At 62.3% G+C, this 19627-nt stretch carries 18 protein-coding genes; 11 read left to right on the top strand and 7 right to left on the bottom strand.

Going from position 1 to position 19627, the window contains the following annotated elements; translation table 11 throughout:
- Window positions 1-48: 48 nt before the first annotated feature.
- Together RRH01S_RS18760 and RRH01S_RS18755 are read left to right on the top strand one after the other, a co-directional pair.
- Window positions 49-972 (top strand): nucleoside hydrolase, encoded by a 924-nt coding sequence (locus RRH01S_RS18760; RefSeq protein ID WP_007703052.1) that lies wholly within the window; start codon window positions 49-51, stop codon window positions 970-972.
- Window positions 969-2753: an adenine deaminase gene (locus tag RRH01S_RS18755; protein WP_042473604.1), complete on the top strand. Its 1785-nt coding sequence runs from the start codon at window positions 969-971 to the stop codon at window positions 2751-2753. The genes RRH01S_RS18760 and RRH01S_RS18755 overlap by 4 nt, the downstream gene beginning before the upstream one ends.
- Here the strand turns inward: RRH01S_RS18755 and RRH01S_RS18750 are convergent.
- The 5 genes from RRH01S_RS18750 to RRH01S_RS18730 form a co-directional block, all read right to left on the bottom strand.
- Complete coding sequence (locus RRH01S_RS18750) at window positions 2750-3925, bottom strand: M20 aminoacylase family protein (RefSeq protein WP_034519802.1); 1176 nt, start codon at window positions 3923-3925, stop codon at window positions 2750-2752. The two genes, RRH01S_RS18755 and RRH01S_RS18750, sit on opposite strands and share 4 nt — an antisense overlap.
- Before the next feature lie 81 nt (window positions 3926-4006).
- Window positions 4007-5068 carry an ABC transporter ATP-binding protein gene (locus RRH01S_RS18745; protein ID WP_012650730.1) on the bottom strand — a complete coding sequence of 354 codons (1062 nt, stop codon included), beginning with the start codon at window positions 5066-5068 and terminating at the stop codon, window positions 4007-4009.
- Window positions 5065-6618 carry an ABC transporter permease gene (locus tag RRH01S_RS18740; protein ID WP_174010250.1) on the bottom strand — a complete coding sequence of 518 codons (1554 nt, stop codon included), beginning with the start codon at window positions 6616-6618 and terminating at the stop codon, window positions 5065-5067. Before RRH01S_RS18740 ends, RRH01S_RS18745 begins: the two co-directional genes overlap by 4 nt.
- Window positions 6619-6791: 173 nt before the next feature.
- Complete coding sequence (locus RRH01S_RS18735) at window positions 6792-7808, bottom strand: iron ABC transporter substrate-binding protein (protein WP_007703078.1); 1017 nt, start codon at window positions 7806-7808, stop codon at window positions 6792-6794.
- A gap of 223 nt (window positions 7809-8031) precedes the next feature.
- A complete protein-coding gene (locus RRH01S_RS18730) occupies window positions 8032-9369 on the bottom strand; it encodes an MFS transporter (RefSeq protein ID WP_007703079.1) in 1338 nt (445 codons plus the stop codon).
- Window positions 9370-9758: 389 nt separating this feature from the next.
- Between RRH01S_RS18730 and cyoA the strand changes: the two genes are divergently transcribed.
- The 5 genes from cyoA (at window position 9759) to RRH01S_RS18705 (ending at window position 14828) form a co-directional block, all read left to right on the top strand.
- On the top strand, window positions 9759-10886 hold the full coding sequence (cyoA, locus tag RRH01S_RS18725) for a ubiquinol oxidase subunit II (RefSeq protein WP_012650729.1): 1128 nt from the start codon (window positions 9759-9761) through the stop codon (window positions 10884-10886).
- A 47-nt stretch (window positions 10887-10933) separates the two neighbouring features.
- Window positions 10934-12937, top strand: a complete 2004-nt coding sequence (gene cyoB / locus RRH01S_RS18720) for a cytochrome o ubiquinol oxidase subunit I (protein ID WP_007703086.1) — start codon at window positions 10934-10936, stop codon at window positions 12935-12937.
- 5 nt (window positions 12938-12942) lie between these two features.
- A complete protein-coding gene (gene cyoC / locus RRH01S_RS18715; RefSeq protein WP_007703088.1) occupies window positions 12943-13572 on the top strand; it encodes a cytochrome o ubiquinol oxidase subunit III in 630 nt (209 codons plus the stop codon).
- Complete coding sequence (gene cyoD, locus RRH01S_RS18710; RefSeq protein WP_007703092.1) at window positions 13569-13970, top strand: cytochrome o ubiquinol oxidase subunit IV; 402 nt, start codon at window positions 13569-13571, stop codon at window positions 13968-13970. Before cyoC ends, cyoD begins: the two co-directional genes overlap by 4 nt.
- Before the next feature lie 78 nt (window positions 13971-14048).
- Window positions 14049-14828, top strand: coding sequence for an SURF1 family protein (locus RRH01S_RS18705; protein WP_374188761.1), 780 nt, complete (start codon window positions 14049-14051; stop codon window positions 14826-14828).
- Window positions 14829-14911: 83 nt separating this feature from the next.
- Here RRH01S_RS18705 and RRH01S_RS18700 read toward each other — a convergent pair whose 3' ends face one another.
- On the bottom strand, window positions 14912-15478 hold the full coding sequence (locus RRH01S_RS18700; protein WP_012650727.1) for a histidine phosphatase family protein: 567 nt from the start codon (window positions 15476-15478) through the stop codon (window positions 14912-14914).
- Between the two features lie 239 nt (window positions 15479-15717).
- Between RRH01S_RS18700 and RRH01S_RS18695 the strand changes: the two genes are divergently transcribed.
- From RRH01S_RS18695 to RRH01S_RS18685, 3 genes are read left to right on the top strand one after another with little or no spacing between them, the layout of a single operon-like run.
- Window positions 15718-15927, top strand: coding sequence for a CbtB domain-containing protein (locus RRH01S_RS18695; RefSeq protein WP_042473599.1), 210 nt, complete (start codon window positions 15718-15720; stop codon window positions 15925-15927).
- Window positions 15928-15939: 12 nt separating this feature from the next.
- Complete coding sequence (locus tag RRH01S_RS18690) at window positions 15940-16680, top strand: CbtA family protein (protein WP_012650726.1); 741 nt, start codon at window positions 15940-15942, stop codon at window positions 16678-16680.
- Between the two features lies 1 nt (window position 16681).
- Window positions 16682-17347, top strand: a complete 666-nt coding sequence (locus RRH01S_RS18685) for a hypothetical protein (protein ID WP_012650725.1) — start codon at window positions 16682-16684, stop codon at window positions 17345-17347.
- Between the two features lie 41 nt (window positions 17348-17388).
- Here RRH01S_RS18685 and RRH01S_RS33545 read toward each other — a convergent pair whose 3' ends face one another.
- Entirely contained in the window at window positions 17389-17715 is a 327-nt protein-coding gene (locus tag RRH01S_RS33545) for a GCG_CRPN prefix-to-repeats domain-containing protein (RefSeq protein WP_012650724.1), read from the bottom strand.
- A 279-nt stretch (window positions 17716-17994) separates the two neighbouring features.
- On the opposite strand from RRH01S_RS33545, the gene RRH01S_RS18680 reads away from it, so the two are divergent.
- A complete protein-coding gene (locus RRH01S_RS18680) occupies window positions 17995-19602 on the top strand; it encodes an inorganic phosphate transporter (RefSeq protein WP_037220887.1) in 1608 nt (535 codons plus the stop codon).
- The last annotated feature ends 25 nt before the right edge of the window (window positions 19603-19627 follow it).

Genomic DNA, 19627 nt, shown 5'->3' with positions numbered 1-19627 from the left:
CTTCGATGGCGCCTCCCCCTCTTTTCAATTCAACAGACAGGCACGGCCATGGGGATCTGGATCGATACCGACATGGGGTTCGATGATATCGCCGCCATTCTGGTGGTCGCGCATTCGAGCCTTGCGATCGACGGCGTCTCGCTGGTGAGCGGCAATGCACCGCTCGCGCAGATACGCGCCAACGCCGCCAGCGCCGCAGCCGCCTTCGACTGGACATTCCCCATCCATACCGGCCGCGAACTGCCGGTGCTCTGCAAGCTGGAAACAGCGCAAAACATTCTCGGTTCAAGCGGCATACCGACCGAGGGCAAGAGCCTGCCGCCGGCGGATGCGCTTCCTTCCAGCGATGCCTTTGCCGCCCTTTGCGACTGGCTGGCGGACGGCTTGGGGCCGAAGCGGATCCTCGCACTCGGTCCGCTCACCAATATCGCCGCGGTGGCGCTCGCCCGGCCCGATCTTGCCGCCCGCATCGACGAGCTGACATGGATGGGTGGCGGCGTGACCTCCGGCAACCACACGGCCTCGGCCGAATTCAACGCCTTTGCCGATCCGGAAGCGCTCGCCATCGTGCTCGCCCATGGCCTGCCGCTTCGAATGATCGATCTCGACATTTGCCGAAAGGTGCTGGCGCGGCCCGACGATGTCGAACGGGTGCGTCAGGCCGGTGGCAAGAATGCCGAACTGCTTGCCGATCTCCTCGGCGGCTACGTCAACATCGCCATCAGCCGCGGCCGTCCGGCCATGGCGGTCTACGATCCGACTGCCGCCGCCATCTTCGTCGCCCCCGATATCGCCAGGCTCCAGCATGCCCGGATCGATGTCGAGCTGTGGGGGCAGCACACACGCGGGCGCACCGTCGTCGAGACGCGCGCATCGCATGCGGAATTCAACGCCCATTTCGCCGCCGAGATCGATGCCGACAGGGCTCGCGCCATCATATTCGACGCCATGATCAATGAGGCACGCCGATGATCCAGCATTCCCTCGAGCCCGGCGACCTCAACGCACCTGAGCTGCGCGCCCGCGCGGTTGCGGCTGCGCGCGGCGATGCGCCCTTTGATCTGCTCATCGCGGGCGGCCGTTTGGTCGACATGGTGACCGGCCAGATCCGCGCCGCCGATATCGGCGTCGTCGGGCCGCTGATCGCAAGCGTGCACGCGCCGGGTAGCCGCACCAATGCCGCCGAGACGATCGATGCCGCGGGCTGCTTCCTCTCGCCCGGCCTGATCGACACACATATGCACATCGAAAGCTCGATGGTGACACCGGCCCTCTATGCCGAGGCGGTGTTGCCGCGCGGGGTCACGACCATCGTCTGGGATCCGCATGAGTTCGGCAATGTGCATGGCCTTGATGGCGTGCGCTGGGCGGTCGAGGCGACCCGGCTGCTGCCGTTGCGGGTGATCCCGCTCGCACCGTCCTGCGTGCCCTCCGCCCCCGGGCTGGAGCTGGCGGGCGCCGATTTCGATGCCTCCGCCATGGCCGAGATGCTGGCCTGGCCCGAGATCGGGGGTGTTGCCGAGGTCATGACCATGCGCGGCGTTATCGACGGCGATCCGCGTGCCAGCGCCATAGTCAACGCCGGGCTGCAATCCGGTAAGCTCGTCTGCGGCCATGCCCGTGGTCTCGAAGGTGCCGATCTCAGTGCCTTCATGGCAGCCGGTGTCTCCTCCGACCACGAGCTGACCTCCGGCGCCGATTTCCTCGCCAAGCTTTCCGCCGGCCTGACCATCGAGCTGCGCGGCTCGCATGACCATCTGCTGAGGGAATTCGTCGAGGTCATCAACGATCTCGGCTTCCTGCCGCAGACGGTGACGCTCTGCACCGACGACGTCTTCCCCGACGAACTGCATGTCAACGGCGGCCTCGATGATGTCGTCCGCCGGCTGGTGCGCGACGGCTTGAAGCCGGAATGGGCGCTCCGGGCGGCAACGCTCAACGCTGCCATGCGGCTCGGCCGCAACGATCTCGGCCTGATCGCCGCCGGCCGCCGTGCCGATATCGTGCTATTCGAAGACCTCCGGGCTTTCAAGGCGAAGCGAGTGATCGCCAACGGCGAGATCGTCGCCAAGGCCGGCAAGATCGCGGGCACCATCGCGCCTCTCGATACAGCCCCGCTGCAGAACTCGATCAAACTCGAGCCGCTGACTGAGGATGACTTCCGCGTACCGGCCAGCGGCAACCGCGTGCGGCTTGCGACGATCGACCGGCCGCGCTTCACGCAATGGGGCGAAATCGAAGCCGAGGTGGCGGACGGATATGTCGTGCCGCCGGCCGGGACCACCATGATCGCCGTCGCCCATCGCCATAGCAAGGCGGATGGACGCCCACGCGTAGGCTTCCTCACCGGCTGGGGCGAATGGCGCGGCGCGCTCTGCACCACAGTCTCGCATGACAGCCACAATCTGACGGTCTTCGGCGGCAATATCAGAGACATGACGCTCGCCGGCAACGCCGTCATCGCAGCAGGCGGAGGCCTGGCTGTGGTGAGCGACGGCAAGGTCCAGATCGTGCTGCCGCTGCCGCTTTCCGGCCTGGTGAGCGATGCACCGCTTGAAGAGACAGCCCTGACCTTCAGTGTTCTGCGCGAAGCAATGGACAAGATCGTCGACTGGCAACCGCCCTATCTCGTCTTCAAGGCGTGCTTCGGCGCGACACTTGCCTGTAACGTCGGACCGCATCAGACGGATCGTGGGATTGCCGATGTGGTGACGGGGCAAGTGTTGGAGACGGCGGTGCTTGGGAAGATTTAGGCGTCAGCCCCCAGGTCCTGCTCCACCAACGTCGTCCAGAACGCCACGCCCGACGCAATGGCGTCATCGTTGAAATCGTAAGCCGTGTTGTGATGCAGCGCTCCGTCTACAGCGGGGCCGTTGCCGAGCCAGACGTAGCAGCCCGGGGCATTCTGGCCGAAGAAGGCGAAATCGTCGCCGGCGGTGGAGGGCGGGAAGCGGGTGAGAACTTTTTCGCCGAAGATGGCAGTCGCGGCTTTCAGCGCCCGCGCGGTCGCCTCGGGATCATTTACGACCGGCGGGATGCGGCGCTCGAACTGGTAGTCCACCGCGATGCCGTACATCGCCGCCGTGCCATGCGCCAGCCGGCCGATCTCCTGTTCGAGCTGATCGCGGACTTCCGGTGTATAGGCGCGCGCCGTGCCGCCGATCTCGACGGTGTCGGGGATGACGTTCAGGGCCTTGGGGTCGCCCGCTTGTACCGAACAGGCGCTGACGACGGCCGGCTGCAGCGGGTCAACGACGCGGCCGACGATGGTCTGCAATGAGGAGAGGAATGTCGCTGCCGCCGTGATCGGGTCCTTGCCGAGATGCGGCTTGGCGCCATGGGTGCCGGTGCCGCGAAAGGTGATGCGCCAGCTATCCGAGGAGGCAAGCTGCGGCCCTTCGACCACGGCCATCTCATCGATATCGAGACTCGGCATATTGTGCAGGCCATAGACGGCATCGCAGGGGAAAAGGTCGAAGAGGCCTTCCTCGACCATGCGCTTCGCGCCGCCGCGCCCTTCCTCGGCCGGCTGGAAGATGAAATGCACGGTGCCGGAAAAGCCGCGCGTTGCCGCCAGTTGCCGGGCAGCGCCCAAAAGCATCGTCGTGTGGCCGTCATGACCGCAAGCATGCATCTTGCCGGGGATGGTGGATTTATAGGGCTTGTTGCCTTTTTCCGGCATGGCGAGCGCATCCATGTCGGCGCGAAGGCCGATGCGACGGGTGCCGTTACCAACCTGCAGCGTGCCGACGACGCCGGTCTTGCCGAGGCCGCGATGCACCGTGATGCCAGCTTCTTCCAGCAATGTCGCGACGATGCCGCTGGTGCGCTCCTCCTCGAACCCCAATTCCGGATGAGCGTGCAGGTTATGGCGGAGGGATGTCAGAAAGGGGAGATCCTGGGAGATCTCATCGGGAAGAGACATGGGGGTTCCTTTGGCATCGGCCATGATGGCGGCCTCACCTTATCTTCCCTAAAGCGCCGACGGCTTCAACCCAAAAGCAGCTCAGACGCCAGTCTTGTCGAAGACATGCGCTTTACCAAGCACGGTCACCGAGACCATGCTGCCGATCTCGGGCAAGCCGACGCCGGAGCTTTTGATGTTCAGCGTCTCGGCGCCATTGGCCTGGGAAAGGACGACCGTCACGGTGCAGACGGCACCGCCGAATTCGACGTCGGTAACCTTGCCGACGCAGGCGGCGCTCGCTCCGGCATCATCGAGGACGCTCAGTTGCAGTTGTTCCGGCCGCAGCATGATATCGGCGCGGCCCTGCCGACCGTTGGTGTCGGTCGGAATACGGCCCAGCGCGCAATTGGCAAAGCCATCGCCAAGGTCTGCCGGCAGCAGGATGGCGTCGCCGAGAAAGGTGGCGGTCTCGCGATCCCTAGGATGGAGGTAGAGCGTTTGCGGAGTTCCGGCCTGCACCAGCTTGCCATCGCGCAGAACGGCGACCTGATCGGCGAAGGACAGCGCCTCGGCCTGATCATGCGTCACCAGGATCGTCGTGATGCCGGCGATTTGCAGGACGCGGGCGACGGCCTTGCGCATGTTTTCGCGCAGGCCCGTGTCGAGTGCGGAAAAGGGTTCATCGAGCAGCATCAGCCGTGGCTTACGGCCAAGCGCGCGGGCAAGCGCCACACGCTGCTGCTGGCCACCGGAGAGCTGATGCGGGCGGCGATCGAGCATGTTGCGATCGAGCTCCACCATGTCGATGAGCGCATTGATCTGCTCGGCGCGATCCGGCCGTCCGCGCTCCATGCCGAAGCTGATGTTATCGGCCACGCTCAGATGCGGAAACAGCGCACCATCCTGCGAGACGATGCCGATGCCGCGACGATGGGCGGGCACGACGGATGGACCATCCGCCAGCGTTTCGCCTTCCAGCGTCACCTGGCCGGCATCCGGGGTCTCGAAGCCGGCGATGATGCGCAGCAGCGTCGTCTTGCCGGAGCCGGACGGACCGACGATGGCGGTGCGGCTGCCGGGAGCGACAGTGAGGTCGATAGTATCGAGCGCGCATACCGGTCCGTAGCGCTTGCTGATGGTCTTGATCGCCAGAAAGGTCATTGTCCCGCCGTCCGCTTGGATTGCGTGTAGAGAAGAAGGGTGAGCGGCAGTGACAGAACCACCATCATGAAGGCGTAGGGCGCGGCGGAGACATAATCGATCTCGCTGGTCAACGACCAGAATTTCGTCGCCAGTGTCACCGTACCGTTCGGCGACAGCATCAGCGTCGCCGTCAGTTCATTGGTGATCCCGAGGGCAACCAGCGCGACGCTGGCGGCAAAGCCGGGAGCGGCAAGGCGCATGGTGATCTGCCGCACGGCTTGGGCCGGCGTGCGCCCGAGCGCCATGGCGGCGCGTTCGAGCTCGACTGGGGCCTGGGCGATGCTGGCGCGCAAGCCCACCATGGCGCGCGGCAGGAACAACAGGACATAGGCAAGCAGCAGCGTTGCGAAGGTCTGGTAGAGCGGCAGGATCAGCCGCACCGTGATCGACACCAGCGCCAGGGCGACGACGACGCCCGGCAGCGAGCCAACATAGTAATGGCAGGCCTCGAGGATACGCTGCAACCGGCCGGGCGCGCGCACCGAGAGCCAGGCCATCGGGATGGCGGCGACGGTGGCAAGCAGTCCGCCGGCAATCGCCAGACCGATGGTCTGCAATAGCGCATTGCCGACCGTCTCCATCCGCCAGATGCCGGCGCCGCCCAGGTAGAGCCAGCGCGCCAGCGTCACGAAAGGTACGCCGAGCGTGAACGCGGCCACCAACACCGGAAGAGCGACGGCCGGGACGACGAACCAGCCGAGACGGCGGCGATCCGCAGGACGAGCGGCACCGGAGCCGACGCGGGCATAACGCTCGTTGCCGCGCACCAGCACTTCGATGCCGAGCAGCAAGAGACAGCAAAAGACGAGGACGCCGCCGAGCATGTTGGCAGCGGGGCTGTTATAGGCGGACTGGAACTGATCGACGATCGCGGTCGAAAACGTATCGAAGCGGATCATCACGTAGAGACCGTATTCCGCCAGCAGGTGCAGGCCGATCAGCAGCGAGCCGCCGCAGATGGCAAGGCGAAGCTGCGGCAGGATCGCCCGGAAGAAGACGCGCCAGGGATTGAGGCCAAGCGAAGCGGCGGCATCTTCGATCGCCGGATCGAGGCGGCGCAGCGCTGCCGCCACCGGCAGATAGAGGAAGGGATAATAGGCCAGCACCGACACGAGCACGCCGCTCGACAGCCCGCGCATGCCGGGCACCAGGCTGACCCAGGCGTAGCTGTGCACGAAAGCCGGCACGGCAAGCGGCGCGACCGCCAGCCAGGACCACAGGCGTGCGCCGGGGATATCGGTACGCTCGGTCAGCCAGGCGAGCGTGACGGCAAGCAGGATGCAAAGCGGGATGGTGCAGACTTCGAGAAGAACGGTATTGACCAGCAATTCGCCGACGCGATTGCGGAAGATAAGCGCGATGGCTTCGTTCCAGCCGGTGTCGACAGTGATCCAGATGATGAAGCCGAGCGGTACCAGGCTCAGAAGAGCGACGACGGATGCAAGGGCGATAACGGAAGCGTGCGGAACGCGGCCGCGAGACGCAGCCGTCAGCGGAGGCACTCGCATGGCAGCGGCCCGACCGGCCGGCGCGGCATATGTGTTCTTCTGCAGCAAGTCTCAGCTGCCTTTCACGCCCTGAAACAGGAAGGCAACCGCCGTTTAAGGCGATTGCCGGGATCGAATTGGCCAAAAGACCATCCGCATGCCCCTAGCAGGGCATGCGACAGTGATGCAAGAGCTTAGATCAGTCCGGCTTCCGTCATCAGATCGGTGACCTTCTTGCTGTTCAGCTTGGAAGGCTCGACCTTCGGGGCCTGCAGATCCTTGATCGGCACCAGCTTCGGATTGGATTCGGCACCGTTGCCGACAGCATATTCATAGGAATCGCCGTCGCGCAGAACGGCCTGGCCGCCCTTGCCGGTGATCCACTTCAGGAATGCCTGGGCTTCCTTCTGGTGCTGGCTGGAGGCGAGAACACCGCCGCCGGAAATGCTGACGAAAGCGCCCGGATCCTGGTTCTTGAAGTAATGCAGGAGGACGTTCTTGCTGTTTTCACCGGTCTTGGCCTGATCGCCGAACCAGTAATAGTGATAGATGACCGCACCCTCGATTTCACCGGCGTTAACGGCCTTCATGGCAACGCTGTTGCCCTTGTAAGGGGTGGCGTTTTCCTTCATCGCCTTCAGCCAGGACTTGGTGGCGTCCTCGCCCTTCAGCTCGAGAAGCGCGCTGACGATCGCCTGGAAATCGGCACCGGCCGGCGACGCGCCCCAGCGGCCCTTCCACTTGGGATCGGCGAGGTCGAGCAGCGACTTCGGCAGATCGGCTTCCTTCAGCTTGGTCTTGTCATAGGCGAAAACCGTCGAGCGGGCGGCGACGCCGACCCAGTTGCCATCGACCGCCTTGAAGTTTTCCGGCACCTGCGCCAGCGTGTCAGCATCGACAGGGGCGAAGAGCTTGTTGGCGTCGACCAGGGTCATGCCCGGAGAATTTTCCGTCAGATAGACGTCGGCGGGGGACGCGGCACCTTCCTCGACGATCTGGTTGGCGAACTGCATGTCGCTGCCGTTGCGGATCGTCACCTTGATGCCGGTTTCCTTGGTAAAGCCATCCGCCCAGGCCTGGGTCAGCGTCTCATGCTGGGCATTGTAGACGACGATGCCTTCGGATTCGGCGGCATTTGCCATCAGCGGAGCGACTGCAAGGCCCGCGGCAAGCGCCAGCGCGCTGGTAAGATGGGTAAAGGAAAAAGTCATGGGCGTCCTCTCGCTTGAAAACCCCGTCTTTGACGGTGGTGCGATAGCCTATATTTTTCCTGACTATTCTTTTCAAGTTTCCGCACGCCCGTTTGTATCACAAAAGCTTGAAAGGAGAGTCAAGATTTCGCCGGATTTTCCAGCAGCGTGGATGCTTGTGCCGCAACACGCAAAAGGCCGCGACGCTTTCGCATCGCGGCCTTTTGATACCCCGAAGGTCCGATCAGGTGTCGCGCGTTTCAAGCGTCTTGCTGAAGAAGATCGCGACAAGCGTGCAGACGACGCCGGAGAGCAGATAGAGGCTAGTGTAGACCAGGCCGAACTGGCTGGAGAGGCTGAGCGCCACGAAGGGTGCAAAGCCAGCGCCGATCAGCCAGGAGAGATCCGAGGTCAGGGCCGAACCGCTGTAGCGATAGTTCCGGCTGAAGCGTGAGGCGCTCGCGCCGGCGGCCTGGCCAAAGGAAAGGCCAAGCAGCGTGAAGCCGAGAACCACGTAGATGTGGCGGCCGGTGCTGCCGCCGTCCAGCAGCCAGGGCGCGACGAAGGCGAAACAGGCGATCAGCACCGCACCGACGGCCAACTGGTTGCGCCGGCCGATGCGATCGGCCAGCAGGCCGGAACAGATGATCGCAACAATGCCGCAGATCGCGCCGACGAATTCCACCAGCAGGAACGACCCGGGCGATTGGTCGCTGTAGAGCGTCATCCAGCTCAGCGGGAAGACGGTAACCAGATGGAAGGTCGCGAAGCTTGCCAGCGGCACGAAGGCGCCGATCAGCACGTCACGGCCATGCACGCGCAAAAGCTCCGTCATCTTGACCGGCTCCAGCTCATGACGCTCCAGCAACGCGCCGAATTCCGGCGTGGCGACCAGGCGAAGCCGGGCGAAAAGCGCCACGACGTTGACCATGAAGGCGCAGAAGAACGGATAGCGCCAGCCCCATTCCAGGAAGTCGGCAGTCGTCAGGCTCATGACGAAGTAAGCAAAGAGCGCACTTGCCAGCATGAAGCCGATCGGCGCGCCGAGCTGCGGGATCATTGCAAACCAACCGCGGCGATTGGCCGGTGCATTCAGCGCCAGCAGCGAGGCCAAACCGTCCCAGGCGCCGCCGAGCGCCAGACCCTGGCCGATACGGAAGACGGCGAGCAGAAGGATTGCGTAACCGCCGATCTCGGCATAGCCGGGCAGGAAGCTCATCGACGCCGTCGAACCGCCGAGCAGGAACAGCGCAATCGTCAGCTTGACGCCGCGGCCATAGGCGCGGTCGATCGCCATGAAGATGAACGAACCGATCGGGCGGGCGATAAAGGCAAGCGAAAAGATCAGGAAGGAAAGCATGGTGCCATGCAGGGGATCCGCGAAGGGGAAGATCAGCTTCGGGAAAACCAGGACCGATGCGATGGCATAGACGAAGAAATCGAAAAACTCGGACGTGCGACCGATGATCACGCCGATGGCAATATTGCCGGGTGCGACCTCACTGCCCGCATGCATGCTGCGGGCGTCGCGTTCAAAACCTGTAGATGTTGCATTTACTGCTTCATGCGTAACACTGACCATGTGTGAGAGCCTCCCTCTCGAGACGCGAACTCCTCCACGAATTCGCGTACAATCAAAATGTTGATCAAACGTGCGAACTTATCAAGTGTCGAGCATGAAATAATTCGCAAATTAGCCGTTGAATCAGGTCAATTCGACTTTCGCTGCCGCAATGCCGGGTTGATGTGCCACAATCGGTAGCCATTTTCGCCGATCCGGGTATATTGGCGCCGATAAAAGCTACGGACCGTTGGAAAACCTTCTGGATTTATCAGGGTTTTCCCGATAGTGAGACCGCGCCTAATACCGCATTGCACCCGAACTTGCTGCGGTGCGACGAAACACCTCATATCGTTCATGACCTCCGTCCTTTAGCTGCGGTAGGGTCGAAACAAAAAGAGCTTTAAGACGTGCTAAGACTATCGAAGATTTTCAGCCGCTTATTTGTCCTCCCGCTATTCCTGCTGCTTTCGGGCTGCAATCTGGTGGTGATGGCTCCATCCGGCGACATCGCCGTGCAGCAACGCGACCTCATCGTCATCTCGGTCGTCCTGATGCTGATCATCATCATACCGGTGATCTTCCTCACGCTGTTCTTCGCCTGGAAATATCGCCAGTCGAACACGGCCGCTCCCTATGATCCCGAATGGCATCATTCGACCCGTCTGGAATTGGTGATCTGGTCGGCGCCGCTGGCCATTATTATCGCGCTCGGCGCGGTAACCTGGATCAGTACCCACCAACTCGACCCCTACCGGCCGCTCGACCGCATCGCGGCCGGAAAGCCGGTCGCCGAGAACGTCAAGCCGCTGACCGTCGAAGTGGTCGCGCTCGACTGGAAATGGCTGTTCTTCTATCCTGATCTCGGCATCGCCACGGTCAACGAACTGGCCGCCCCGGTCGATACGCCGATCAACTTCAAGATCACGGCCTCCGCGGTTATGAACTCCTTCTTCGTGCCCGCGCTTGCCGGCCAGATCTATGCCATGCCGGGCATGGAGACGAAACTGCATGCGGTCATCAACCATCCGGGCGAATATCAGGGCCTTTCCGCCAATTACAGCGGCGCCGGCTTCTCGCATATGCGCTTCAAGTTCCACGGTTTCTCCCAGGCCGATTTCGACCAGTGGGTCGCAAAGGCCAAGAGCCAGGGCTCGGCGCTCGGCCGTCCGGAATATCTGGCACTCGCCAAGCCGAGCGAACGGGAGCCCGTTCGCTACTATAACGCCGTCGACAAGGACCTCTACGAGGCCATCCTCAACATGTGCGCCGATCCGAGCAAGATGTGCATGAGCGAAATGATGCATATCGACGCCAAGGGCGGCGCCGGCAAGGACAGCCAAGAAAACCGCGAGCGTCTGATCCATGACAACCGCGATGCGGATCATGCGGACGTCACACCGGTGAGGGCTGACGCTCCTGCGGCCCACTCCATGCAGCATGGCGACAATTCCATGCCGGGCATGGACATGGGCGACGGTTCGTCTTCGAATTCGTCGACAGGTTCCTCGCAGCCGGCGCAGCACCAGGATCATTGATCCCCGTGCGCTCAGTAACAAGTTATCTATAAGGACAGAGGCAATCCATGTTTTCCAACCCGGACCTCTATAAATTCATCTTCGGTCGGCTGACGCTCGACGCTATCCCCTATCACGAGCCGATCCTCGTCCTGACCTTCACCGGCGTCGCGATCGGCGGCATCGCTCTTCTGAGCGTGCTCACCTATTTCCGCCTCTGGGGTTATCTCTGGAAGGAATGGTTCACCAGTATCGATCACAAGAAGATCGGTATCATGTACATCATCCTGGCGCTGATCATGCTGCTACGCGGCTTTTCAGATGCGCTCATGATGCGTGCGCAGCAGGCGCTCGCCTTCAACGGCTCCGAAGGCTACCTGCCACCGCACCATTACGACCAGGTCTTCACCGCCCATGGCGTGATCATGATCTTCTTCGTGGCGATGCCGATGGTGACGGGTCTGATGAACTTCGTCGTCCCGCTGCAGATCGGCGCGCGCGACGTGTCCTTCCCCTTCCTCAACAACTTCTCCTTCTGGATGACGACGGCCGGCGCGATCATCGTCATGATCTCGCTGTTCATCGGCGAGTTCGCAAAGACCGGTTGGCTCGCCTACCCGCCGCTTTCCGGCATCGCCTACAGTCCCGATGTCGGCGTTGATTATTACATCTGGGGCCTGCAGGTCGCGGGTATCGGCACGCTTCTGTCGGGCATCAACCTGGTGGCCACCATCGTCAAGATGCGCGCGCCGGGCATGACCATGATGAAAATGCCGATCTTCACCTGGACCTCGCTCTGCACCAACGTGCTGATCGTCGCCGCCTTCCCGGTCCTGACCGCCGTTCTTGCCCTGCTGTCGCTCGACCGCTACGCCGGCACGAACTTCTTTACGAACGACCTTGGCGGCAATCCGATGATGTATGTCAACCTCATCTGGATCTGGGGCCACCCGGAAGTCTACATCCTGATCCTGCCGGCCTTCGGCGTGTTCTCGGAAGTCGTCGCCACCTTCGCCAGCAAGCGCCTATTCGGCTACGCCTCAATGGTCTACGCCACCGTCGTCATCACCATCCTGTCGTACCTGGTCTGGCTGCATCACTTCTTCACCATGGGTTCGGGCGCCAGCGTCAACTCCTTCTTCGGCATCACGACGATGATCATCTCGATCCCGACGGGCGCTAAGCTGTTCAACTGGCTCTTCACCATGTATCGCGGGCGTATCCGCTTTGAAGTGCCGATGCTGTGGACCGTGGCCTTCATGGTCACCTTCACCATCGGCGGCATGACCGGCGTCATGCTCGCTGTTCCGCCGGCCGACTTTGTGCTGCATAACTCGCTGTTCCTGATCGCCCACTTCCACAACGTCATCATCGGCGGCGTGCTGTTCGGCATGTTCGCGGGTATCGCCTACTGGTTCCCGAAGGCTTTCGGCTTCAAGCTCGATCCCTTCTGGGGCAAGATGTCCTTCTGGTTCTGGGTCGTCGGCTTCTACTTCGCCTTCATGCCGCTCTACGTGCTCGGCCTGATGGGCGTTACCCGCCGCGTCTCGCAGTTCGACGATCCGTCGCTGCAGATCTATTTCATCATCGCCGCACTCGGCGCCGTGATGATCGCCATCGGCATCGCCTCCTTCCTGATCCAGCTCGTCGTCAGCTTCATCAAGCGCGAAGAGCTTCGTGATCTCACCGGCGACCCATGGAACGGCCGCACGCTGGAATGGTCCACTTCGTCGCCGCCGCCAGCATATAATTTCGCGCTGACGCCGATCGTCTACGACCACGACGCCTGGTGGGACATGAAGAACCGCGGCCACAAGCGTCCGACCGAGGGCTTCATACCGATCCACATGCCGAAGAACACCGGCACGGGCATCATCCTCGGCGTTCTCTCCATCGCCTTCGCCTTCGGCATGATCTGGTACATGTGGTGGCTCGCCGCCATCACCTTCGCCGCCATGATCGTCGTGACGATCGGCCATACCTTCAACTATAAGCGCGACTTCTACATTCCCGCCGACGAGGTCGTGAAGACCGAGAACGAGCGTACGAAGCTGCTCGCAGGACAGGTATAAGACCTATGACGACCCAAACCTCATACGCTCTCAAGGACGGCGAGACCCCTGCATTCTATTTGACGGAGGAGCATCATCCCGAAGGCAGCACCATGCTGGGCTTCTGGATCTACATCATGAGCGACTGCCTGATCTTCGCAGTCCTCTTCGCCACCTATGCCGTCCTCGGCCATAACTATGCGGCCGGCCCGTCGCCGGCCGACCTGTTCGAGCTGCCGCTCGTCGCCCTCAACACGGCGATGCTGCTGTTCTCCTCCATCACCTATGGCTTCGCCATGCTGGCGATGGAGAAGGGCAACAAGTCGGGAACGATGATGTGGCTGGCGATCACTGGCCTGTTCGGCGCAGCCTTCATCTATTTCGAACTCTACGAGTTCTATCACCTGATCCTTGAAGGCGCCGGCCCGCAGCGCAGCGCCTTTCTGTCGGCCTTCTTCGCGCTGGTCGGCACGCACGGCCTGCACGTCACCGTCGGCATCGTCTGGTTGATCACGCTGATGGTACAGGTAAGCCAGCATGGCCTGATCCCCGAAAACAAGCGTCGCCTGATGTGCCTGTCGATGTTCTGGCACTTCCTCGACGTCGTCTGGATCGGCGTGTTTTCCTTTGTCTATCTCATGGGAGTTCTCGGATGAGCTCGAACAATCATTCGCATCATTCCGCAGACGCCCACGGCCATGACCACCATGGCGGCCACGAGGCCAGCCACGGCACGTTCAAGAGCTACATGACGGGCTTCGTCCTCTCCGTCATCCTGACCGCCATTCCCTTCTGGCTGGTCATGGGCAAGGTCTTTGCCGATCCGGTCGTCACTGCAGCCCTGATCATGGTCTTCGGTGCGATCCAGATCATCGTGCACATGATCTACTTCCTGCACATGAACACCAAGTCCGAAGGCGGCTGGAACATGATGGCGCTGATCTTCACCATCGTTCTGGTGATCATCGCACTCTCCGGCTCGCTCTGGGTCATGCACCATCTCAATGCCAACATGATGGTCATGTCGCCCGAGATGATGCGCAACATGCCGTAATGACAAAGCGGCGGGCGTCCCCGAGGGATGCCCGCCCTCTCCGGCGTGATGTTTCCGCCGGCTTTTTTCGCGCCTCCGATGGAGTTTTGCGCCTTGACCGATATCCCGACCGACTCTCTTTCCGAAAAACCGCGCTCGACGCTGAAGCTCGCCACCTGGGTGATCCTGCTGCTGCTATTGACCGCCCTGCTCATCGGGCTCGGTACCTGGCAGGTGCAGCGGCTGTCTTGGAAGCTGGACCTGATCGCGCGCGTCGACGCGCGCGTGCATGCGCCGCCCGTCGCCGCTCCCGGCCCGGCGGAATGGTCCGCCATCGATGCCGCCGGCTATGAATACAAGCGCGTCGAGGTGACCGGCACCTTCCTCAACGACAAGGAAACGCAGGTCTATGCCTCGACCGTGCTCGGCCCCGGCTACTGGGTGCTGACGCCGATGCGAGAGGTGGATGGCACCGTCGTCGTCATCAATCGCGGCTTCGTGCCGACCGTCAAGCGCAATCCGGACACCCGCCCCGCCGGAGAGCTCAGCGGCGAGACCACCGTCACCGGCCTGCTCCGGATCAACGAGCCGAAGGGCACGCTGCTGCGCTCCAACGTTCCGGCGGAAGAGCGCTGGTATTCGCGTGACGTCACCGCGATCGCCGAGGTGCGCGGCCTCAAGAACGTCGCGCCCTATTTCATTGATGCGGACGATACGAAAAATCCCGGTGATTTGCCGGTCGGCGGCCTCACCCAGATCGCCTTCCACAATAGCCACCTGGTCTATGCCATCACCTGGTACGGGCTTTCTTTGATGACGCTCGGCCTTGCCGGCTATCTCATCCGTTTCGAACGGCAGCGGACCAAAGCCCGCCGCTAATCGTTAGAGCGCTTCAGCGCTCTAGCTGATTGTTTCCACGCAATTCCGGACGGAAAACCGCCGATACGCTTTTCCTGGAATTGCTATCTCAGGACGTTCGGGAAACGGAGCTGCCAGCGACGGCCGTCGCTGGTCATCTCCACGATGCCGAGCGGTTCGACATCGATGGACCAGAAGGCCGAAGGCGGTGCTTGCAGCATATGCAGGATGGCGACGCGGATGACGGTGGCATGCGTGACCACGACGGTGTGACCGCTATCGCCGATATGGTCTTTCATCCAGCCACCAACGCGCGCAAAGACTGCGGACAACGCCTCACCGCCATGCGGTGCCGCATCCAGATCCAGCATCCAGAGCGCCAGGGCTTCCGGATCGCTGTTATTGAGGTCGGCAATGCTCTTCCCCCGCCAGCGACCGTAGTCACACTCGCTGAAGGCAGGCTCGGCGACGCCATCAAGTCCAAGAGCCGCAGCCGTCTGGCGAGCCCTGAGAGCCGGACTGGACCAGGCCCGGTCGACCGTTCCGAGCTGCTCGGCAAGGATCCGGGCGTGTTGCGCGGCCTTTGCCTCCAGCGGCTCGTCGGCCGGAAAACGGCTGTTGCGGTTGGCCTCGGTCGGCCCGTGGCAAACCCAGCTCAGATGCGCTCTCATAATGTTGGATTTCCCCAGGCCTAATACGCCGCAACCACCTTGGCGGGCAGCGGGCGTGTTGATTGACAATCGTCTTTGCAGCCAGATATAAACTTAGACTTACGGGTGTGGAAGCCGGTGAAATCCCGGCGCGGTCGCGCCACTGTAATCGACGGGCGGATACCGCCCCCAGAGAGCCAGACCCTTCCCGTAAAAAACCCTTCCGCAAATGGAACGCGCTTTTCTGAAGAGGGAATGAAATGTCTGACACCGTATTCGCACCATCCGCGATCCCGACGCCGATTCCGCTCGGCCAAATCCTGCCCTGGGCGATCTTCGCCGGTCTTCTGATGCTGTTGGCGATCTACTTCGTCGGCGCCGAGGAAGGCGCGACATCGCTGATCTCGGGCATGTATGTGCACGAATTCGTGCATGACGCCCGTCATCTGCTCGGTTTCCCCTGCCACTAAGGGATCAGGAACATGGTTGGACGTCTTTTGCTCCGCGGCATGCTGGTCGGAGCGCTTGCTGGTATTCTCATTTTTATCTACGCCCGCATCTTCGGCGAGCCGCTTGTCGATTGGGCGATCGGCTTTGAGGAAAAGGTCGCACAAGCGGCCGGGGAAGCATCCGAGCCGGAAATCGTCAGTCGCGCCACGCAGGCGGGCGTCGGTCTTCTCATCGGCAGCCTGATCTACGCAACGGCAGTCGGCGGATTGTTCGCGCTGGTGTTTGCCTTCGTCTATGGCCGCATCAGCTCGCTCGGCGCCCGCGGTACGGCCGCATTGCTCGCCATCGCGGCGTTCGTGGCGATTTCGCTGGTTCCCGACCTCAAATATCCGGCCAATCCGCCGGCCGTTGGCAATCCCGATACGATCGGCGCCAGGACCGAACTGTTCTTCGTCATGATCGTGGCCTCCATCGTCGGCATGATCGTCGCCGTCGGGTTCGGCCGCCGGCTTGTCGCGCGATACGGCTCATGGAACGGCGTAATTCTTGCCGGCATCGGCTATTTCGTCTTCATCGCGCTGATCCAGTACCTGCTGCCGCCGATCAACGAGGTGCCGGAGCAGTTCTCGGCCATCGTTCTCTGGCAGTTCCGGATCACGTCGCTCGGGATGCACGCCATCCTGTGGGCGACACTCGGCCTCGCCTTCGGGGCATGGGCTGAGCGCGACCTGCCCCAGGTTCGCTACGGTCGCACGGCTCTGCGCCGGGCCTGAGATGACACGCTCAATGCATCCCGCGCATGGTTTTATGCGCGGGAAATGCCTGACGGGCTGTGGCGCACTGCTCTGGCTGATCTGCTTGATGGCGCTGGGCTGGCCGATATCGGTGGCCGCTCATGGCGGCGGCTCGTCCGGGAGCCAGGCGGGCATTCCGATACCAAGCCTGACGCATGGCGAAATGGCCGTGATCGATCCCTATTATAGGCGTATCGTCGCGCTTGCCGCTGCGGCAACGGATACCGACGAGACCTTCCGTCGTGTCCTGAATTTCGCGCAGATCCAGCGCAGCTATTGCCTCTGGGGCGTGATGCCGGGAGGCATCAGCGACGAGGAAAGCCCGTTCAATGAATGTTCGCACGCCTATCTCGCCGCCGCCAAGGCGGTGCTGCTGCGGATGCGGACTATGAAGGACGAAATGGTTGCCGCCGGCGATCTGGTTTCCGAAATCGACGCTGATCTCGTGCGCAACAATCTGTCGCTCATTCTTTGCCGCTTCAGCGGCGAAAGCTTCAACACCGCCGATCTCATCCGGCCAAGACTTTCGGACATTGTCGTGCATGCCAAGAGCCTGGCAACGATCCTGCTGGCGTTACTGGCAATGGCGGTCGGCATGTGGTGGACCGCGCGTGCTTTGCGGACAAAACCGCTTACGACAAAATAGACGATACCCCGCCGCAACTTGACGGCGGGGTATCTGTTTTTTTACCAATCCCGGCGGCGCTCGCGCCAGCCGTCACGTTCCCATCGATCACGATGGGGGCGGTGGCCATAGTAGCCCCAAGGCGGTGGCGGTGCCGGCCTATAGTAGCCGTAGCCACGCGGCGGACCCCAGCGTCTCGGTCGGCATTCGCCCCAACGCGTCAGGCGCCAGCCGCGACCGCAGGCATAATCGACCTTGACGACCGGCGCCTCAGCCGCTGTCCTGACGACGGCGGGGATGGACCCGGTGGCGGAAACAGGCATTGCTTCTGCCGAAGATACGGCCAGTCCACCGAGCACGGCAGCGATGGCAAATACAGATAATCTCATCTTGATAGACCCCTATCCAAGTCCCTTACACGCCAATTTAAAGCCCTGAGAGCTGAACGCCGGCTGAACCGAACAAGGCGTTTTCGGGGCGAAATCAGGATGCTGAACGGGAAGTTGCGATGCCTTCCGCATATATTGTCGCTTAACGAGCAACACGCTTTCGATGAGCCGCACTGCGCGCACGGCCGGCCAGCGCGCGAAGATCGCGGCATGCGTCACGAGAGCTTCATCAACCGCGCTTAAAGGGGAAATGTTATTCGCCACAGGGGAGTGCGTGAGATGGTCGATGTCGCTTCAAGCAATGCGGAGGGTGGCAATGCCAATCATCCTATTCACGGCGCGGGCGGTTCCGCCAAGTGGTTTCTGCCGCTCTTCGGCGTGGTCGTGCTCGGTGGCCTTGGCTATGTCGGCTATGCCCTCGGCAATGATCTGGCCGAAGCCGCGACTGTCCCGTGGATTCTGCTCGGCCTGGCGCTGCTGATCGCACTCGGCTTCGAATTCGTCAACGGCTTCCACGATACGGCCAACGCGGTCGCCACCGTCATCTACACCCGCTCGATGCCGGCCGAATTTGCCGTTATCTGGTCGGGCTTCTTCAATTTTCTCGGCGTGCTGACCTCTTCCGGCGCCGTCGCCTTCGGCATTCTGGCGCTGTTGCCCGTCGAATTGATTCTCCAGGTCGGCTCCGGTTCCGGTCTCGCCATGGTCTTCGCGCTGTTGATCGCCGCAATCGTCTGGAACCTCGGCACCTGGTATCTCGGCCTGCCGGCCTCGAGCTCTCACACGCTCGTGGGCTCGATCATCGGCGTCGGCCTTGCCAACCAGTTCCTCGCACCCGCGGGCTCGGCCACCAGCGGCGTCGACTGGTCGCAGGCGAGCAGTGTCGGGCTGTCCCTGCTTCTATCGCCGCTGATCGGCTTTGGTCTGGCGGCCTTGCTGCTGCTGGTCTCCAAGGCGCTGATCCGCAACAAGGCGCTCTATGAGGCACCGAAGGGCAATGCACCGCCGCCGCTGTGGATTCGTACATTGCTGATCTTCACCTGTACCGGCGTCAGCTTCGCCCATGGCTCCAATGACGGCCAGAAGGGTATGGGCCTGATCATGCTCATCCTGATCGGCCTGGTGCCAACCGCTTTTGCCCTCAACCGCACGCCCGACATCAACTATCTCGAAGCCTACAAGGCCGCCTCGACGCAGGTCGAGTCCGTGCTTGGTAAATATGTGAAGCCAGGCGTTGCTGCGCCGGCCGATCCGAAGGCTGCCGTCAGTGACGCGGTGAAGAACAAGACCTGGACTGACGCCACGACGCCGGCGCTGCAGGCCTATATCCACGCCACCGGCATCGAGATCGCTTCCTATCCTTCCGTCGAGAAGCTGCCGAACGGCCTGGTCGGCAACGTCCGCAACGACATCTACCTGATCGGCGAAGCCTTGAAGCTGATCGACAAGCGCAAGCTGCTGCCGATGGGCGCGGATGACCTGAAGGCGGTGACGCAATATCACGCCGCCGTCGACAATGCGACGAAGTTCATCCCGCTCTGGGTGAAGGTCGCCGTGGCGCTGGCGCTCGGCCTTGGCACGATGGTCGGCTGGAAGCGCATCGTCGTCACCGTCGGCGAGAAGATCGGCAAGACGCACCTCACCTACGGCCAGGGCGCCGCCGCCGAAGTCGTCGCCATGTTGACGATCGGTGCCGCCGACCATCTCGGCCTGCCGGTGTCCACCACCCATGTCCTGTCCTCGGGTGTCGCCGGCACCATGGCCGCCAACGGCTCCGGACTGCAATGGTCGACCGTCCGCAACATGCTGATGGCCTGGATCCTGACGCTGCCCGCCTCGATCGCGCTTGCCTTCACGCTGTTCATCGTGCTCCGCCAGGTGTTCTGACCGGAGGCCAACTGATCGTGGTGGT

Source organism: Rhizobium rhizogenes NBRC 13257, assembly GCF_000696095.1.
Taxonomy (GTDB): Bacteria; Pseudomonadota; Alphaproteobacteria; order Rhizobiales; family Rhizobiaceae; genus Rhizobium; species Rhizobium rhizogenes.
The sequence above is the reverse complement of the archived record's forward strand: the minus strand, read 5'-3'. Positions and strand labels throughout refer to the sequence as shown.

What these genes read in the sequence shown, in the direction of transcription:
- RRH01S_RS18760 (WP_007703052.1), top strand. Translation starts at nt 49, where the DNA reads ATGGGGATCTGGATCGATACCGACATGGGGTTCGATGATATCGCCGCC.
- RRH01S_RS18755 (WP_042473604.1), top strand. Translation starts at nt 969, where the DNA reads ATGATCCAGCATTCCCTCGAGCCCGGCGACCTCAACGCACCTGAGCTG.
- RRH01S_RS18750 (WP_034519802.1), bottom strand. Translation starts at nt 3,925, where the DNA reads ATGTCTCTTCCCGATGAGATCTCCCAGGATCTCCCCTTTCTGACATCC.
- RRH01S_RS18745 (WP_012650730.1), bottom strand. Translation starts at nt 5,068, where the DNA reads ATGACCTTTCTGGCGATCAAGACCATCAGCAAGCGCTACGGACCGGTA.
- RRH01S_RS18740 (WP_174010250.1), bottom strand. Translation starts at nt 6,618, where the DNA reads ATGCGAGTGCCTCCGCTGACGGCTGCGTCTCGCGGCCGCGTTCCGCAC.
- RRH01S_RS18735 (WP_007703078.1), bottom strand. Translation starts at nt 7,808, where the DNA reads ATGACTTTTTCCTTTACCCATCTTACCAGCGCGCTGGCGCTTGCCGCG.
- RRH01S_RS18730 (WP_007703079.1), bottom strand. Translation starts at nt 9,369, where the DNA reads ATGGTCAGTGTTACGCATGAAGCAGTAAATGCAACATCTACAGGTTTT.
- cyoB (WP_007703086.1), top strand. Translation starts at nt 10,934, where the DNA reads ATGTTTTCCAACCCGGACCTCTATAAATTCATCTTCGGTCGGCTGACG.
- cyoC (WP_007703088.1), top strand. Translation starts at nt 12,943, where the DNA reads ATGACGACCCAAACCTCATACGCTCTCAAGGACGGCGAGACCCCTGCA.
- cyoD (WP_007703092.1), top strand. Translation starts at nt 13,569, where the DNA reads ATGAGCTCGAACAATCATTCGCATCATTCCGCAGACGCCCACGGCCAT.
- RRH01S_RS18705 (WP_374188761.1), top strand. Translation starts at nt 14,049, where the DNA reads ATGGAGTTTTGCGCCTTGACCGATATCCCGACCGACTCTCTTTCCGAA.
- RRH01S_RS18700 (WP_012650727.1), bottom strand. Translation starts at nt 15,478, where the DNA reads ATGAGAGCGCATCTGAGCTGGGTTTGCCACGGGCCGACCGAGGCCAAC.
- RRH01S_RS18695 (WP_042473599.1), top strand. Translation starts at nt 15,718, where the DNA reads ATGTCTGACACCGTATTCGCACCATCCGCGATCCCGACGCCGATTCCG.
- RRH01S_RS18690 (WP_012650726.1), top strand. Translation starts at nt 15,940, where the DNA reads ATGGTTGGACGTCTTTTGCTCCGCGGCATGCTGGTCGGAGCGCTTGCT.
- RRH01S_RS18685 (WP_012650725.1), top strand. Translation starts at nt 16,682, where the DNA reads ATGACACGCTCAATGCATCCCGCGCATGGTTTTATGCGCGGGAAATGC.
- RRH01S_RS33545 (WP_012650724.1), bottom strand. Translation starts at nt 17,715, where the DNA reads ATGAGATTATCTGTATTTGCCATCGCTGCCGTGCTCGGTGGACTGGCC.
- RRH01S_RS18680 (WP_037220887.1), top strand. Translation starts at nt 17,995, where the DNA reads ATGGTCGATGTCGCTTCAAGCAATGCGGAGGGTGGCAATGCCAATCAT.